Source organism: Methanobrevibacter sp. UBA417 (assembly GCF_002508845.1).
Classification (GTDB): Archaea; Methanobacteriota; Methanobacteria; order Methanobacteriales; family Methanobacteriaceae; genus Methanobrevibacter_A; species Methanobrevibacter_A acididurans.
The window spans coordinates 196214-212441 of record NZ_DAZC01000027.1; the positions used below are offsets into that span (position 1 = coordinate 196214).

The 16228-nt window shown below is 28.8% G+C and carries 17 protein-coding genes, 5 tRNA genes and 1 pseudogene; 6 read left to right on the top strand and 17 right to left on the bottom strand.

Translation table 11 applies throughout. The annotated features are described in order from the left end of the window. From BP769_RS05535 to BP769_RS05565, 7 genes and pseudogenes are all read right to left on the bottom strand, one after another. Positions 1-749: pseudogene (locus BP769_RS05535) on the bottom strand (DNA-directed RNA polymerase subunit B); the annotation flags it as partial. A gap of 413 nt (positions 750-1162) precedes the next feature. Further along, the gene (locus BP769_RS05540) at positions 1163-1396 is read right to left on the bottom strand and encodes a DNA-directed RNA polymerase subunit H (RefSeq protein WP_413823834.1); all 234 of its coding nucleotides are present in this window, start codon (positions 1394-1396) and stop codon (positions 1163-1165) included. Between the two features lie 84 nt (positions 1397-1480). Further along, positions 1481-1554, bottom strand: a tRNA-Lys gene (locus tag BP769_RS05545). 150 nt (positions 1555-1704) lie between these two features. After that, positions 1705-1776 (bottom strand) — tRNA-Asp (locus tag BP769_RS05550). A gap of 187 nt (positions 1777-1963) precedes the next feature. Further along, positions 1964-2037 (bottom strand) — tRNA-Tyr (locus tag BP769_RS05555). Positions 2038-2048: 11 nt separating this feature from the next. After that, positions 2049-2123 (bottom strand) — tRNA-Pro (locus tag BP769_RS05560). 149 nt (positions 2124-2272) lie between these two features. Then, positions 2273-2346, bottom strand: a tRNA-Thr gene (locus BP769_RS05565). Positions 2347-2512: 166 nt separating this feature from the next. On the opposite strand from BP769_RS05565, the gene thiM reads away from it, so the two are divergent. Further along, entirely contained in the window at positions 2513-3385 is an 873-nt protein-coding gene (gene thiM, locus BP769_RS05570) for a hydroxyethylthiazole kinase (RefSeq protein ID WP_413823831.1), read from the top strand. A gap of 23 nt (positions 3386-3408) precedes the next feature. Further along, positions 3409-4041 carry a thiamine phosphate synthase gene (thiE, locus tag BP769_RS05575; protein ID WP_413823828.1) on the top strand — a complete coding sequence of 211 codons (633 nt, stop codon included), beginning with the start codon at positions 3409-3411 and terminating at the stop codon, positions 4039-4041. 37 nt (positions 4042-4078) lie between these two features. Here the strand turns inward: thiE and BP769_RS05580 are convergent, their stop codons facing one another. Further along, a complete protein-coding gene (locus tag BP769_RS05580; RefSeq protein ID WP_413823826.1) occupies positions 4079-5308 on the bottom strand; it encodes a phosphoglycerate kinase in 1230 nt (409 codons plus the stop codon). 33 nt (positions 5309-5341) lie between these two features. Next, positions 5342-6019: a triose-phosphate isomerase gene (gene tpiA / locus BP769_RS05585; RefSeq protein WP_409198568.1), complete on the bottom strand. Its 678-nt coding sequence runs from the start codon at positions 6017-6019 to the stop codon at positions 5342-5344. A 166-nt stretch (positions 6020-6185) separates the two neighbouring features. Here tpiA and twy1 point away from each other — a divergent pair, with 166 nt between their 5' ends. Next, positions 6186-7100, top strand: coding sequence for a 4-demethylwyosine synthase TYW1 (gene twy1, locus BP769_RS05590; protein WP_413823824.1), 915 nt, complete (start codon positions 6186-6188; stop codon positions 7098-7100). Positions 7101-7189: 89 nt separating this feature from the next. Here twy1 and sucC read toward each other — a convergent pair whose 3' ends face one another. From sucC to BP769_RS05630, 8 genes are all read right to left on the bottom strand, one after another. After that, complete coding sequence (gene sucC / locus BP769_RS05595; protein ID WP_413862213.1) at positions 7190-8299, bottom strand: ADP-forming succinate--CoA ligase subunit beta; 1110 nt, start codon at positions 8297-8299, stop codon at positions 7190-7192. A 40-nt stretch (positions 8300-8339) separates the two neighbouring features. Next, positions 8340-8891, bottom strand: a complete 552-nt coding sequence (locus BP769_RS05600; RefSeq protein WP_413823819.1) for a 2-oxoacid:ferredoxin oxidoreductase subunit gamma — start codon at positions 8889-8891, stop codon at positions 8340-8342. A 5-nt stretch (positions 8892-8896) separates the two neighbouring features. Next, on the bottom strand, positions 8897-9757 hold the full coding sequence (locus BP769_RS05605; protein WP_413823817.1) for a 2-oxoacid:ferredoxin oxidoreductase subunit beta: 861 nt from the start codon (positions 9755-9757) through the stop codon (positions 8897-8899). A gap of 3 nt (positions 9758-9760) precedes the next feature. Next, positions 9761-10894: a 2-oxoacid:acceptor oxidoreductase subunit alpha gene (locus tag BP769_RS05610; RefSeq protein WP_413823815.1), complete on the bottom strand. Its 1134-nt coding sequence runs from the start codon at positions 10892-10894 to the stop codon at positions 9761-9763. Between the two features lies 1 nt (position 10895). Continuing rightward, entirely contained in the window at positions 10896-11102 is a 207-nt protein-coding gene (locus BP769_RS05615; protein WP_413862215.1) for a 4Fe-4S dicluster domain-containing protein, read from the bottom strand. A gap of 227 nt (positions 11103-11329) precedes the next feature. Next, positions 11330-11701 carry a dihydroneopterin aldolase family protein gene (locus BP769_RS05620; protein WP_413823812.1) on the bottom strand — a complete coding sequence of 124 codons (372 nt, stop codon included), beginning with the start codon at positions 11699-11701 and terminating at the stop codon, positions 11330-11332. 37 nt (positions 11702-11738) lie between these two features. Next, positions 11739-12473 (bottom strand): class E sortase, encoded by a 735-nt coding sequence (locus tag BP769_RS05625; protein ID WP_413823809.1) that lies wholly within the window; start codon positions 12471-12473, stop codon positions 11739-11741. Positions 12474-12499: 26 nt separating this feature from the next. Further along, positions 12500-13219 (bottom strand): archaetidylserine synthase, encoded by a 720-nt coding sequence (locus BP769_RS05630; protein ID WP_413823807.1) that lies wholly within the window; start codon positions 13217-13219, stop codon positions 12500-12502. A gap of 418 nt (positions 13220-13637) precedes the next feature. On the opposite strand from BP769_RS05630, the gene BP769_RS05635 reads away from it, so the two are divergent. The 3 genes from BP769_RS05635 (at position 13638) to rnhB (ending at position 16173) form a co-directional block, all read left to right on the top strand. Beyond that, positions 13638-14267 (top strand): hypothetical protein, encoded by a 630-nt coding sequence (locus tag BP769_RS05635; protein ID WP_413823844.1) that lies wholly within the window; start codon positions 13638-13640, stop codon positions 14265-14267. Positions 14268-14269: 2 nt separating this feature from the next. Then, positions 14270-15343: a rod shape-determining protein gene (locus BP769_RS05640; protein ID WP_413862217.1), complete on the top strand. Its 1074-nt coding sequence runs from the start codon at positions 14270-14272 to the stop codon at positions 15341-15343. A gap of 200 nt (positions 15344-15543) precedes the next feature. Beyond that, a complete protein-coding gene (gene rnhB, locus BP769_RS05645; RefSeq protein ID WP_413862219.1) occupies positions 15544-16173 on the top strand; it encodes a ribonuclease HII in 630 nt (209 codons plus the stop codon). Positions 16174-16228 lie beyond the last annotated feature (55 nt).

The following is a 16228-nucleotide window of genomic DNA, read 5'->3' on the forward strand; positions in this document are numbered from 1 at the left end:
TTGAAGTTTTCAGATATTGCTGTGATGATTTTTTCATCAGTAGATAATCCTAATGCTCTAAGTAAAATCACAAGAGGTATTTCTCCAGGTACATATGGGAAAGAAATTCTTAGGAAAACACCACTTTTACGTGGTTTTTTATATTCTAAAGATATTCTTGCTCTGAAACCACTTTTAATAGAAGTTACTATTGCTTTTGCTCTTCTATCTTCAAATTCTCCAATTCTTTCTAATATGATTTTGTTTGGAGCAATTTCTTCCATTGTAACTACTGCTCTTTCAGAACCGTTTACTATGAAATATCCACCTGGGTCTTTTGGATCTTCTCCTTTAGCAACTAATTCATCAGCATTAAGTCCATGTAAATGGCAAATATCAGATTTAAGCATAAGTGGTAATTCACCTATGTATACTTCATCTTCTTCAGTGAGTGGATTTTGTGGTTGTCCTTCTTCGTCTAATGTCATTTCTAAGTACATATGTGCTGAATAATTTAAGTTTCTTAATCTTGCTTCAGTTGGATAAATCATACTTTTTGATCCATCTGCTTCTTTAGTGAATGGTTTATGGATATGTAATTTACCTGTTCTTACAGTATATTTACCATTTTCTAAGCTTATTGGATCGGTTATATCAATAATTTTTTGTATACGATTGTTAACAAAGTCGTTGTAAGATTTTAAATGGTGATCTACCAATTGGTATTCATCAAAAAATGAGTTTACTAAACCCCATGTATTTTCTTTCATGGACTTCCTCCAGATTTATAATAATTAAAATTTTTTTGTAAATAAAAAAAAATTGTTAAAATTCTTTATAATTATTTTTTTAAAATAGATTAAGTACTCTTAATTATATTATAATAGTTAAGAAGTTTTAAAAAAAAATTTTATCTAGATAATTTTCTTGAATTTAATTATTTTTTTATACAAAATATTTTTTTTATAATTTTTTCCTTGATATTTAATAAATTTAAATATCAATTCGTTAATTTTTCTTGCTTGAAAGGTTTAATTTGTAGTTATTATTGTTAATTAAAAATTGAATCCTAAAAAATAACCAGCTTTGAACCCTTAAATTTTTAATTTGAAATTTTTACCTATTTTTTATAGTTTTATAAGAAAAAATGATTTAGTTTTAGTAAAAAAAATTTTATCTTTTTTTACTCTTCAACTAGTCTGTAGGTTAAAAAGGTTCCTGCAGTTTGACTATCTCTAGTAATTCTTAAAATATCTCCTGGTTTAGCATCTATAGCTTTTGCAACAGGATCTTTTGCTTTAATTTTAGGTAATTCTTCAACATCATATTCTAAGCTTTTTGTAAATTTCTTAGTTTCAGAATCAGTTAAAATTTCATGCTTTGGAACATAATGATGTTCTAGAATATTCATCTTCACAATATTCCTCCAAATAGAATAAATTAAATTCGAAATTCGATTAAAATATCTAGTAATTAATATAAAGTATGTAAAAAATTAGAACGGGCCCGACGGGAATTGAACCCGCGGCCGCTTGGTTAAAAGCCAAGCGCTCTGCCAGACTGAGCTACGGGCCCTTGATTACAAATGAAAATAATTGTTATATTAATACTATAGTATTTACGTTTTTGTAGTATTTAAATGTAGGTTTTAATATTTAAAATTATAAGTTTTTTATGTCCTTTTGAATAGGCATATGCACTCTATAATAGGCTTAAATATTTAAACGCCCTGGCCGGGATTTGAACCCAAGTCGCGGGCTCGACAGGCCCACATGATAGCCCCTACACCACCAGGGCAAATATTACAAATCATGAACAAAAATCTTAAATTTTGCCCATTAATACAGTATTGATTTTACATATATATAAAGGTATTGTTTTTTAATTATTTTTTAAAATAAAAATAATTATTTCACATCTTAAACAAAATAGTTAAGATAGAATAGGATTAAATTTTATCCTTTTCACCAATACAAATATGAAATCCCGCCTGCCGGACTTGAACCAGCAACATTTGGATCTACAGTCCAACGCTCTGCCAAATTGAGCTAAGGCGGGTAGATATTTGATGGGACCGCCCGGATTTGAACCGGAGTCTCAGGCTCCCAAAGCCCAAAGGATCGACCAAGCTACCCTACGGTCCCAAGATATAATATATTATGTTTTCATTACTTATAAATATAACTCTTATTTGATTCAATTTAATAAAATTTATGTTGAAAATTAATTAAAAATTGTGAAAAATAATTTATCTTAATAGATAATATTTTTTTATTAGATAATATATTTATCAAGCCCCGGGTGGGAATTGAACCCACGACCACGAGATTACAAGTCTCGCGCTCTACCAGACTGAGCCACCGAGGCATCATAAATAAAATATTCAACATTAAGTTGTTAGTTTATTTTCATTTAAATACTTTTCGGTTATTTGAAAAAAAGAATAATTTATCATGAATATTCATGACAAATTATTTAAGTTACAATAACAAAAATAATATCTCCAAAGAAAATTTTTAAAATGAGGATAACAATGAAAAAAAAAGCTAAAACCATAACCAATGAAATACTAAAAGCTTTAGAAACTGTAAAGAGTGAAAAACCATTAACAGTGGGATTAACAAATAATGTAACCATAAATGATTGTACTAATGCAATGTTAGCAGTAGGGGGAACTGCAGCAATGTTTGATGACGATGAAGATGGTGCAGATTTTGCAGCAATAGCACAATCCTTTGTAATAAACATTGGAAAATTAAACAGTATGTCCATCAAAATAATAAAAGAATCTTGTAAAAGAACTGATGAGAACAATACCCCTGTAATAATAGATCCAGTAGGAATAAGTGTTACAGAAAACAGAAAAAACATAATTAAATACTTAATAAAAAATCATAAAATTACATGTATTAAGGGAAACATGTCTGAAATAAGAGCTGTTGGAGATTTAATGGAAATAACCAAAGACAGTACAACAGGAGCAGTTGGAGTAGATGCTAATGATAATGATTTAATTAGTGAAAAAAATCTCAGAGAAAATGCTGCAATAGTTAAAAAGATAGCTAAAAACTTAAACATTATTATAGTCGCAAGTGGACCAATAGATTTAATATCAAATGGAGAACAAACTTATAGTATAAGTAATGGTGATGAAATGATGTCATTAATCACTGGTAGTGGCTGTATGTTAAGTATGATAGTTGGTGTCTATGAAAGTGTAAACAACCCATTCATTGGAGCAATAGCTGCAACAGCCCATATGGGAATTGCTGGAGAAAAAGCTAGTGAATATGTTAAAGAAAATAATTTAGGTACTGGTAGTTTTAGAACTATGCTTATAGATTATTTATACAAAACTTCTCCAGAAGATTTAAAGAAAGAAGCAAAAATTAAAGAAATATGTTAAAAAAATAAAGGAAATGATTAATTATGAATAAAGATATTGATTATAGTTTATACTTAGTAACTAATAATAAAAATAAAACTGAAGATGAATTTTTAAACATTATTGAAAAAGCAGCTAAAGGTGGCATTACAATGCTTCAAGTTCGTGAAAAAGAATTACCTTTAACTGAATTTTTAGAAATAGGTAAAAAAGTTCAGAAAATAGCTAAAAAATATAATATTCCATTTATTATTGATAATAATGTAGCTATAGCAATGGATTTAGAAGCTGATGGAGTTCATGTAGGTCAAAGTGATATTGATGCTGCTGAAGTTAGAAAAGCAATTGGACAGGATATGTTACTTGGTGTTTCAGCTCAAACTGTAGAACAAGCAAAAAAAGCTGAAAATGATGGTGCAGATTATATTGGATCTGGTGCTGTTTTTCCATCTCCAACAAAACCTAATGCTCCACATATAAGTCTTCAAGATTTGAAAAATATTGCAGATTCTGTAAATATTCCAGTTGTTGTTATAGGTGGAGTTAATGAATCTAATGTTAAAGATTTTAAAGGTACAAATATTGAAGGGATTTGTGTTGTCTCAGCGATTATGGAAAGTGAAGATCCTGAATTTACTAGTGAAAATTTAAAAAAAGAATTTGATGCTATAAAATAAAAAAAAAGGAAATTAAAATAATATTTAAAATTTAATTTTATTTTTCAAAATTTTTTGCAGAATCTTCTAAAGCTTTAACTGCTGGTAATTTTTTTCCTGCAAGTAAACTTATACAAGCTCCACCACCACTACTTACATGATCCATTTTATCTTCATATCCTAAACTAGTAGTAGCTGCAGCAATATGTCCTCCACCAATTATACTATAACCTTTAGATATTGCTATAGAATTTATTATATCTTCAGTGCCTATTGCAAATTTCGGATTTTCAAAGACCCCTGCTGGACCATTAGCAAATATTGTTTTTGCATCTCTAATTATTTTTGCATATTCTTTAATTGTTTCTTTACCTATATCAAAGATTGAATGATTTGTTATTTGGTTAATAGGTAAGTCTTCTCTTTCTCCATCTACAGTTACTGCTACATCTTTTGGATATACTATTTGATTGGGGAATTCTTTAAGTAGTTGTTTTGATTTATCCACCATATTATAGTAACCTTTATTTTTAATGAAATCTTTATTAACATCTTTAATATCAGTTCCAGCTGCCCATAATAAAATATTTGCTATTATACCTGAAGTTATAACTGTGTCTGCTGTTCCATTTCTTAATACATTTTCCATTACCATTATGGAGTCGTCTGCTTTCATTCCTCCAAGAACAAATACACATGGTTTTTTAACATTATCTAATGCTTCAGTGAGTATTTTTAATTCTTTTTCCATTACTCTGCCTGCTGCTGAAGGAACTTTTTTAGTGAATCCTACAAGTGAAACTTGTGATCTGTGTGCTGCTGCAAATGCATCGTTTATAAATAAATCTATAAGTGGGGATAATTCTTTTACCATTATTGATTTTGATTGTTCTTCTGGAGTTCTTTGAAGTGTTTCTTCTGAGAAAAATCTTGCATTTTCAAGAAGGAGTAATTCACCTTCTTTTAAATCTCTTATTGCTTTTTTTGCTCTAACTGAAAATATTGAGTCTACATATTTAACGTGTATGCTTAGGATATCTGTTAATACTTCAGCGTGTTGTTTTAGAGTTGTGAAATCAGTTTTTCCTGGTCTGCTTTGGTGGGCTAGAATAACTGTTTTTGCACCTTTGTTTGATAATTCTTTTAATGTTTCGGAATGTAATTTTTCTCGGGTGTCATCTAAAATTGTTCCAGATGAGGGGTCTACAGGTGAGTTTATATCAATTCTTATAAGAACTGTTTTTCCTTCTATTTCAAAATCATCTAATGTGTTAAAGTTAATTGACATATTATTTTTCCCTACCTAATTATTTTACTCCTATTATATTTTACTTACTAAATCCAGTAATGCTTCTTTTGGATTTTTAGCTTTTATTATTCCACTAGCTAAAAGAACTCCTTCTGCTCCAAGTTCTATAGCGGCTTTCATATCTTCTCCGGTTGATATTCCTGCGCCACATAAAACTTTAACATTTTTGTTAATATTTTTTACTTTATCTACGGTTCCTGTGATGATTTCAGGTTCTGCTTTAGATACTGGTATTCCTGTTCCTATTAATTCTGGAGGTTCTACTGCTACGTATGTTGGTGAGAGTGTTGCTATGGCTTCACTTGTTGCAACATTGTTTGAGCATACACATGTTTTTAGGTTTGATTCTTTTGCTTTAGTAACTAAAGATTCTATATCTGCTAATTTCATTCTTTTTTCTGAATGATTTAGTAATGTTCCATCTATGCCATTAGCTAAAAATGATTCTAATAGATTTGATCCTGTGTTTCCACCTGGTTTTATTGGATCTATATGTTGTGCATAAACTGGTATGCTTGTTTCATCTTTTATTTTTGTTATATCTATTGCTTGTGGTGATGCTATCATTGGTATTCCTGTTTCATCATAAGCACTTTCTAAGTCTTTTGCTAATGATAATGCTTTGTCTCCACTAGATTCTAAATAAGTTTTATAATTTAATATTACAATAGGTTTATCATTTTTAGACAAATTTAATTACCCCATAAAAATTTTTTAATTTTTGAATTCCTTGAATTTTTTTTAGAAAATAATCTTTTTAAAGAATTCTAAACGTATATAATAAATAATATTATGTATAATTATATTTATAATTAATTTTAATTAGGTATATTTTTAAAAATTTATGGTTTTTATTATGTCATTAACTAAAAAGCAACAAGAAAAATTAGAGTATAGTGGTTATCGTTTTGTAGGTGAACATGGTCATTCTGCAGCCAAGATTTGCCATTGGCAGAAAAAAAGTATTTTGAATGAGGGAGTTTGTTATAAAGAGAAGTTTTATGGTATTGAAAGTCATCGTTGTCTTCAATTTTCTCCTGCAGTTCCTTTTTGTAATCAGAAGTGTAGTTTTTGTTGGAGGGATTTGTCTTTAACTGAAACTGAATGGGATGGGGATTATGATGATCCTAAGACTATTATTGATGAGGCTATTGCTGCTCAGACTAAACTTTTATGTGGTTTTTGGGGTAATGATAAAGCAGATAAAAAGAAATTAGAGGAAAGTAAGAAACCTACTAATGCTGCTATTTCTTTAGCAGGTGAACCTACTTTTTATCCTGAAATTGATGAGTTAATTGGGGAGTTTAATCGTCGGGATTTTAACACTTTTCTTGTTAGTAATGGGATGAATCCTAAAAAATTGGAAGAGTTAGAAAATGAACCTACACAATTATACATTTCCTTAGATGCACCTGATGAGAAAATTTATAAAGATGTTTGTAACCCTCAAATAAATGATGGTTGGAATCGTTTAAATGAAACCCTTAACTTTTTAAATAGTTATGATAGTAGAACATGTATACGGACAACATGTGTTAAGGGAAAAAATATGGTTAAAGCAGAAGATTATGCGAAACTTTTAGAAAAAGCAAACCCTACTTATGTAGAAATAAAAGCGTACATGTGTGTAGGATATTCAAGAGAAAGATTAACACTTGAAAACATGCCAACATTCCAAGAAGTAAAAGATTTTGCAGAAGAAATTTGTCAATACACAGGTCAAAAAATAATTAATGACTCTGAAATAAGTAGAGTTGTATTATTAAAATAAAAATTAAATGGCTCTATATAATCCCATAGAGTCTAAAATATTTAAAAAAAAAGTGAAAATTAAAAAAAAATTTTAATATTAAAATTTTTTTAATTTTTAAGAGAATTACAAATTTCAACAGCCTTTTTAGCAGCTTTTTCCATACTTGTTTCATATGGAATTCCTGCATCATCTAAAATCTTTTGACCTTCTTTTTCATTAGTACCAGTTAAACGTATTACAATATGAACTTCTTTATTAGTTGCTTTAATAGCATCCACTACACCTTTAGCAACATCATCAGCCCGAGTAATACCACCTAAAACATTTAAAAATACTACCTTCACAGGAGGGTAAGTTAAAACTAAACTTAAAGCTTTTTTAATAGTACTTTCAGATGATCCCCCACCAATATCTAGAAAAGTAGCAGGTTCACCACCAGCAAGTTTAATCATGTCCATTCCAGTTAAAGTTAAACCAGCACCATTACCTAATACTGCAATATCTCCTTCAAGAGTAACAAATGCAAATTCTTTCTTTTGGAAGTTTAATTCTTCCATAATATCTTTATGACGGAATAAAGCATCATTTTCAATTTCTAATTTAGCATCAGCAGCAATAAAACCTTCTGGAGTTAAGGCTAAAGGATTAATTTCCGCAGTATGAGCATCATATTTATCAAATACTTGATAAAGTTCCCAAATTACATTACCAATCCCTTGAATAAATTTAGAATCAACACCCATTTTAATTGCAATTTCACGAGCTTCAAATGGGAAAAATTCTCTTAAAGGATCAACATGATATTTAATAATTTTTTCAGGATTAGTTTTTGCTAATTCTTCTATTTCCATTCCACCTTCAGCACTAACCATTATAATAGGTCTTTTATTAGCTCTATCTATAGTAATGGATAAAAAGAATTCTTTAATAATATCTGCTTTTTTTTCAATTAATAAATGATTAACTGTTTCATCTTTAATTTTAGAACCTAAAAGTTCAGTAGCTTCCTGAAAAGCTTCACCAGGAGTATCTGCAAATTTAATACCTCCAGCTTTACCTCTTCCCCCAGTTAAAACTTGTGATTTAATTGCAACAGGAACTCCAAATTCTGTAGTAATAGCCATAGCTTCTTGAGGAGAATATGCAACTTCCCCATCTAAAATTTGAATACCTTCCTTTTTAAAGATTTTTTTTGCATTATTTTCATAAAATTTCATGATTATTCCCCAATAATTTTTTTTATACTATTTATTTAAATTAAATCAAATTATATCCTGCTTCAAATGCTTCTTGGTTTTTCTTTTCAGTTCCCTTAGGAACACTAGATAAAATTGCTTTTAATGCAGCATCTTTAGAAATTATTTTTGTAGCTTTAACTATTGCACCAACCATAACAATATTAGCAACTACTCTTAAACCAATATCATTAACAGCTGTTTCTGTTGCAGGTGCTTTGAATAATTTTATATTATGGTCTTTGATAAATTTAACAAGTACTGGATCATCTTCTTCAACCATATCTGGGTCTATAATTAATATTCCACCATCTTTTAAATCACCCATATATTTTATTAAAGCAGTATGTGACATTGCAACAAGGATATCTGGTTCTTGAACTTTAGGATAATAAATTTCATCATCACTAATTACAACTTCAGTTTTAGATGCTCCTCCTCTAGCTTCAGGACCATAAGATTGTGTTTGAACTGCATTTATATTATCATATAATGCTGCAGCTTTACCTACAATGATTCCAGCCATTATAACTCCTTGACCACCAAATCCAGCAATTCTTATTTCAGTTCTCATATTAATCATAACTCCTCATATGCTGTTCGTTTTTTATATGGTTTTTTAGAAGTTTCCTCATCTAATTTTTGAACATTATCTGTGAATTCAGGTTCTTGTCTATTGATAAATTCTCCAATAATAATTTTATCTTCAATTTCTTCTGGAGTCATTTTGTCAGCTTTTCTTTTATTAATACTATTTTCTTTTAAGTATTCGAACATTGAAGTTGCAGTTTTCATTTTGTTTTTTCTTCCATAGTATGTTGGACATTGTGTAACTACTTCAATGAATGCAAATCCATTAGTATTTAATCCTTTTTTAATTGAGTTAACTAATTGTAGTGGATTTGTTGATGTCCATCTAGCTACATAAGATGCTCCTGCAGCAACCACTAATTCGGATAAGTTAAATGGAACATCTTTAGAACCGTAAGGTGCTGTAGTTGCATAACTTCCTTTTGGTGAAGTTGGACTGATTTGTCCTCCAGTCATTCCATAAATATTATTATTAACACAAATGACGGTTAAGTTAATATTACGTCTTGCAGCATGAATTAAATGGTTTCCACCTATAGATGCACCATCTCCATCACCAGTAAATACTATAACATCTAAATCAGGATTTCCTACTTTTAATCCTGTAGCAAATGGTAATGCTCTTCCATGTGTTGTGTGTAATGAATCACATTTCACATAACCTGGTATTCTAGATGAACATCCTATTCCTGAAACCATAGCAATATTATCAAAATCAATATCAGTACCTTCTAATGCTTTAAAGAAAGCATTCATAACCATACCATTACCACAGCCAGGACAGAATATGTGAGGAAGTCTATCTTCTCTTAAATATTTTAAAAATGGACTTTGTTTTTCTTCAACCATTATTTATACCCCCTTGATTTCCTTAATCTTTGTTAAGATTTCATCAGGTTTGTGGAGTTCTCCTCCAATTTTTCCAAATAAATGAACATTTGCATCGGATTTAGCTACTCTTTCTACTTCATGAACCATTTGTCCAAGATTTTGTTCAAGTACTAATAAATCATCTGCTTGTTTTGCTATTTTTTCTAGTTCTTCATCTGGGAAAGGCCATGGTGTGTTGATTTTTAATGAACCTACTTTAAGACCTTCTTCTCTTGCTTGGTTAACTGCTGTTTTTGCAGATCTGTATGGTGAACCATAAGTTATTACTATTAAATCTGCATCATCACAATCTTCTTCTTTAAAAGATACGATATCTTCCCGGTTTTTTAATATTTTATCACATAATCTTTTAACAAGTTGTGAGTGTGTTTTTGGATTATTTGTATCTGGGTATCCTTTTTCATCATGTGTTAATCCAGTTATTGCTACGTTATATCCATCACCAAATGCTGGCATTTTTGGTGTGCCATTTTCTGGAGCTTTAAATGGTAGGTAATCTTCTGGAGATTCTTCAGGCATTTGACGAGTTTGAACATTAATATCGTTAGGTATTGACATTTTTTCTCTCATGTGTCCTACTGCTTCATCCGACATTACAAATACTGGGCATCTGTATTTTTCGGCTAAATTGAATGCTTCTATTGTGAAGTCAAAGAATTCTTGTACTGATGATGGTGCTAATGCGATTGGTTCATAATCTCCATGTGATCCCCATCTTACTTGCATCATATCTGATTGACTGGACATTGTAGGTTGACCTGTAGATGGTGAACCTCTTTGTACATTTATTATTACAATTGGAGTTTCTGTAATGAATGCATAACCAATGTTTTCTTGCATTAATGAGATTCCTGGTCCTGATGTTGCTGTCATTGATTTAGCACCACTCCATGATGCCCCAACTAGTGCTCCTGCAGATGCTATTTCATCTTCCATTTGTACAAATGCACCATCAACTTTAGGTAATTCTCTTGCTAATGCTTCTGCTATTTCTGTTGAAGGAGTTATTGGGTATCCTGCAAAGAATCTGCATCCTGCATAAATTGCACCTTTAGCACAGGCTTCATTTCCTAATAAGAAATATTCTTCAGACATTTTAGTCCTCCTTTTTATCTACAGCAATTGCTTGATCTGGACATGAAAGTTCACATAAGCCACATACATTACATTTTTCTTCATTTTTTGGGAAAGGTAAATAAACATCTTTTGAGTTTTTTTCTTTAGATTTCTCAAAAACATTCTTTGGGCATGTAATTATGCAAATGTCACATCCTTTACATAATTTTGAGTTTATATATATCATAAAATCGTCCTGAAATAAATTTTTTTTAAATATCTTATTTAATCCTATAATAAATTTTTTTTTAAATTTCTAATTAATATTGATTTATTAATTAGACAAACACTTTATTATATAGATTTAATAATTAATAAAATTTATTAAAAAAAAAGAATTGAAAAGAAGTGAATTTTTATTTTAAAACATGTTTTAATTTGTTATATTTAGTATTTATTTGATTATTTATACTTTTATTCAAATATATCTTCAACATACATTAAAGGATAGTTTAATTCTTCTATAAATTCAATACGTATTACTGCTAAAATATCCTCAATTTTAGAGTATATTTTAATGTCTAACATGTCACCATTAAGTGTAGTATAATCAAAATCTGTCATTGCTTCATCTAATTTTGATAAATCTATTTTAACATCTATTTTTTCTATAGCAGGTTGTAATTCTAATGATTGTTTGATTGCATTTTCTAAACTAGGTGCTGTTGCTTTACTTATAGGAGTTCCTACAAATTGATGGAATAATGCACCCATTGTTATTGCCCCTTCAAATATTGCTCTTTCTCTATTAGTTATATTATTAAAATATTCTTCATTTACATCCATTATGTTTACTCTCCTTTTTTATTAAAGCATGCCTTTTTTAGAAATTATAAAAACTATTTAACCATCCTAATTTATTAGCCATAATCTGTGAAGATATTGGGAAGAAATTATAATAGAATAATATTGCTGACAATATCAATATAACAATTAATATAATCATTCGATATTCTTTAGGATAGAAATATGTGAATAATAATCCTAATGCTAAAAATATAATACATATGTACAATCCATAATCTTTTTGAGGATTTTCTTTTAATATTGTATTATTTATTTCACCTACACTGGTTAAATCTCCTGAAACTATTAATCTTTCACTTGTTGATCCAATTGGATTACATGTTATTAAATCTATTTTTTGCAAAGTATTGTTTACTTGCATTTTATATGATGCTGGAACTATTTTTGTTGAATTTACAGTATAGTTTGCTTCACCTATACCTGGCCAATCTAATGTAATAATGTCTCCAGGTTTTAATTCATTTAACCTTAAGAATGGTGATCCTTGAAGTGTTCTATGTCCAAATAATATTACTTCCCCATGAGTTGGAGTGTAAGATTGTTCTTCTTTATAAACTCCTTGAGATATAGAAACATTATTAATTTTTTCTTGAACACCTAATTCTGGAATTGTTAATACTGGAGATTCAATATTTCGTTCTACAACTATTTTTGAAGAAAAATAGGTTACCTCTGTAAATGCATACATAGCAAGGATAATTAATGCTATTATAACGATTAATGTTTTGATATCTAATTTATTATGTAACATCTGTTAATGATTCCCTTTTTACAAATTTATTCATTTAAATTATCAATTGTGTTATTTAGATTATAATAAAGGAATATGATTAAATAGATTAATACAATTATAAATAAAATTAATGCTGGTATATTTATATTGAATAATGCTAATTTTAGTGGTGTTAATATTATTAATATTACTGAAATTGCAATCATAGGATAATTATCCACTTTTGGATATTTGAAATTACTAACCATCAATGTAGCAACAATAATCATTAAAATATATGCAAACCATATGTTGAAAACTCCTGTTAAATATAACGCTGTTAGTAATAATGCTATTCCTGGTATAGGGAAACCTATGAACCCTTTATATTCAATTTTTTCACCGATTACGTTGAAACGTGCTAATCTTAAAAGTCCACATAGTACCATGTATAAACATATGATAATAGTTAAAATTTCAAGATTTGGTGCTAGTTTCATTCCTAATGTATATAATAGTACTGCTGGAGCAACACCAAATGAAACGATATCTGCTAGAGAATCAATATTTTTACCAAATCCTAAATCATCATGAAAACCTAATTTTCTTGCAACCCATCCATCAACACTATCAAAAATTATTGCAATGATAATAAAAAATGCTGATAATGAGAAATAATTATTTATTGCCATTAGAATCCCTAAAACTCCGAATATCATGTTTAATGATGAAATTAAATCAGGTATTCGGATAAAATTAAAAATTCCGGTTTCTTGTAATTGCATTTTATCTTTTAACCTCTAGAGTAATTATATAACCCTAACCTTTTTTTTAATAAATAATATTTAAGTTAATTGTATACACAGATTTCTTTAAACTTTTATAAAAATTTTTTTAAAATTTTATATAGTAATGTAATGTAATAATATATATAATATAGAAATTTTTTTAATTAAATTAAATTTTTAAAACTTTTTTTATAGATTAATATATTAAATATAAATATTAGTAAAATATAGATAATTATTAAATGTTAGCACTATAAATTTAATTTTTATTAAATCGTTTAGAAATTGTTATATTATCTAAAAATAGTGTAACATATTTAAAAAATTAATATAACCTTATATTCTTATATAAATAAAATATACTTAATTTAATAGGGTTAGCATTCGAAAAAGAATGTTTTATGATGTGTATATAATGATAGAAGATAAAATTCAGATCCTCAGACAAGCTGCAAAAGTTTCATCTGAAGAAGATGTTGAAAAAGTATGGTGTGTTATAGCTGGAAATGATAAACTAGTTAATGACATAGTATACACAGCAATTGCATCTAAAAAAACTGTTAAAATTCTATTTAGAGAACATATCTCATTTACTGAAGGTAAAATTAATAAAAAATTTGATTTCATTATTTTAAAAGGAGATTCCTATAAAATTAGAGAAATCAGTAAATTATCTAAAGAACAAGGCAGTGCATCTATTGTAATTGCCCCTTACTATATTGAAAATGAAGATAATTTAATGACATTAGTAGGTCCTGAAGATAGAATAAAAAAATTTGTTAATGATACTGGAAGAGAAAATGCACCCATTTCAATTTTATTAGAAGATCAAACTACAGGGTTTATAGAAACTGAATTAAATATTTCAAAGGATATACCCAAATTTTTACAGAATATCGTAACTCCTCTATTCAATATGGATGAAGCAGTATTAAATACAATTCTCATTTCAATTGAACATGACGAGGATGTCGCTAAAATTCAAAAAATCGCTACATCAAATAAAATTTTTGTTATAGACTTTAAAGACATTATGGAGGAATAACCGTGAGTATTTTTGGAGATACCGAGGTACAAGAATCAGAACCAAAAAAAACAATAGTTAAAAATAGCTTAGGAATAGATTTAGGAACTTTAAATACAGTGATTGCAAAACCATCTGGAGACAAATTTGATTTATATCAAATCCCTTCCGTTGTTGCTGTTAAAAAAGATGATCCAACAGCAGTTTTATCTGTAGGAGAAGAAGCAAAAAGAATGTTAGGCAGAACTCCTGAAGATATTACCGCAGTAAGACCATTAAAAAAAGGAGTTATTGAAAATATAGCTCAAGCTCAAGCTTTATTAATTAAAGCCATGGAAATTGGTATTAAAGATGGTGAAAGTGTTGGAAGAATCGTTATTGGAATTCCAGGAGATTCATCTGAAGTAGAAAAAAATGCTGCTGAAGAAATTGGTAGAAAAGCAGGAGCAGAATATGTTCTAGTTATTAGTGAAGGATTAGCTGCAGCAATAGGTGCAGGATTACCTATAGCAGAACCTAATGGAACAATGGTTATTGATATTGGTGCTGGTTCAAGTGATTTAGTTGTTATTTCTCTTGGAGGAATTAATGATATTGAAACCGTCCGTTGGGGTGGAGACGATATTGATGCAAGAATTGTTGAATTAGTTGCAGAAAAATTCAATGTTGCAATAAGTATCCATGATGCTGAAGCTGCAAAAATTGAAGTTGGTATGGTTCATTGTAGTGAAGAAATGGAAAACTTAAGTGTAGAAATCATTGGAAAAGCAATGGATACTAACAGACCTAAAAAAGTAGTTATTGATTCAATGTTAGTTGCAGATGCAGCTGAACCAATAATGGTTGAAGTAATGAATGGATTACAACTCATATTAGAAAGATTACCTCCTGAATTAATGATGGGAATCTATTCAAATACTGTTGCTGTAGGTGGAACTTCCAGATTACGTGGAGTTAAAGAAAGAATATTTGATGAAGTAGAAATACCAATCAAAATATCCGATGACCCAATGACTGTTGTTGCAAAAGGAACTGCAATCGTAGCTGCAGAACCATTAGCTTTAGAACCAGAAGTACGTCTTAAAGCTATGAGATAAATTTCTCCTATAAACACGGGAAAAACTCAATAAAAGAAATTTGAATTCATTGAAAGATATATAAAACATAATCTTTTAATGAATAAACAAATTTTTTTTTAACTATTTTTTAAATTCTTTATATAAATCTTAAAAAAATAATAATAATAATTTTTATTTTTTAGAAAAAATTTTGTTTAAATGTTTGGTTATAGATAATTATGAATATTCTAGGATTAGATGAAGCTGGAAGAGGCCCTGTATTAGGCCCTATGATAGTAGCAGGTATTGTGATTCCTGAAGAAAAAACAAAAATATTAGAACGAATGGGTGTTAAGGATTCTAAAAAATTAACTCCTAAAAGAAGAACTACTCTTGCTCGTAAATTAGTGAAAATGTTTGAGTATGAAACTGTTGAAGTAACTGCAATGGATATTGATAATTTACGATCTAAAGATGTGAATTTAAATGAAATTGAAAAAATTGCTATGATTAAAATTATTGAAAATTTGAAACCAGATGCTGTTATTATAGATTCATTAGATGTTAAACCTAAACGATTAGAAAATGAAATTAAAAGCATAGTTGAATGTGATAATATTACAGCAGAACATAAAGCAGATGATAATTATTATCAAGTAGCTGCAGCTTCAATTATAGCTAAATGTACTAGGGATAAAATTATTAAAGATATTAATGAAGATTATATTCAAATGGGTGGGATTGGTTCAGGTTACCCTAGTGATCCTAAAACTAAAGATTTTTTAACTAATTTTACATATGATGAAATGCCTTATTTTGTACGTAAAAGTTGGAATACTGTACAAAAAATGAGAAGTATTAGATATTAAATTTTTAAATTCTTTAATTACATACTTTTTTTTAAATTATTCGTTATTTTCCTAA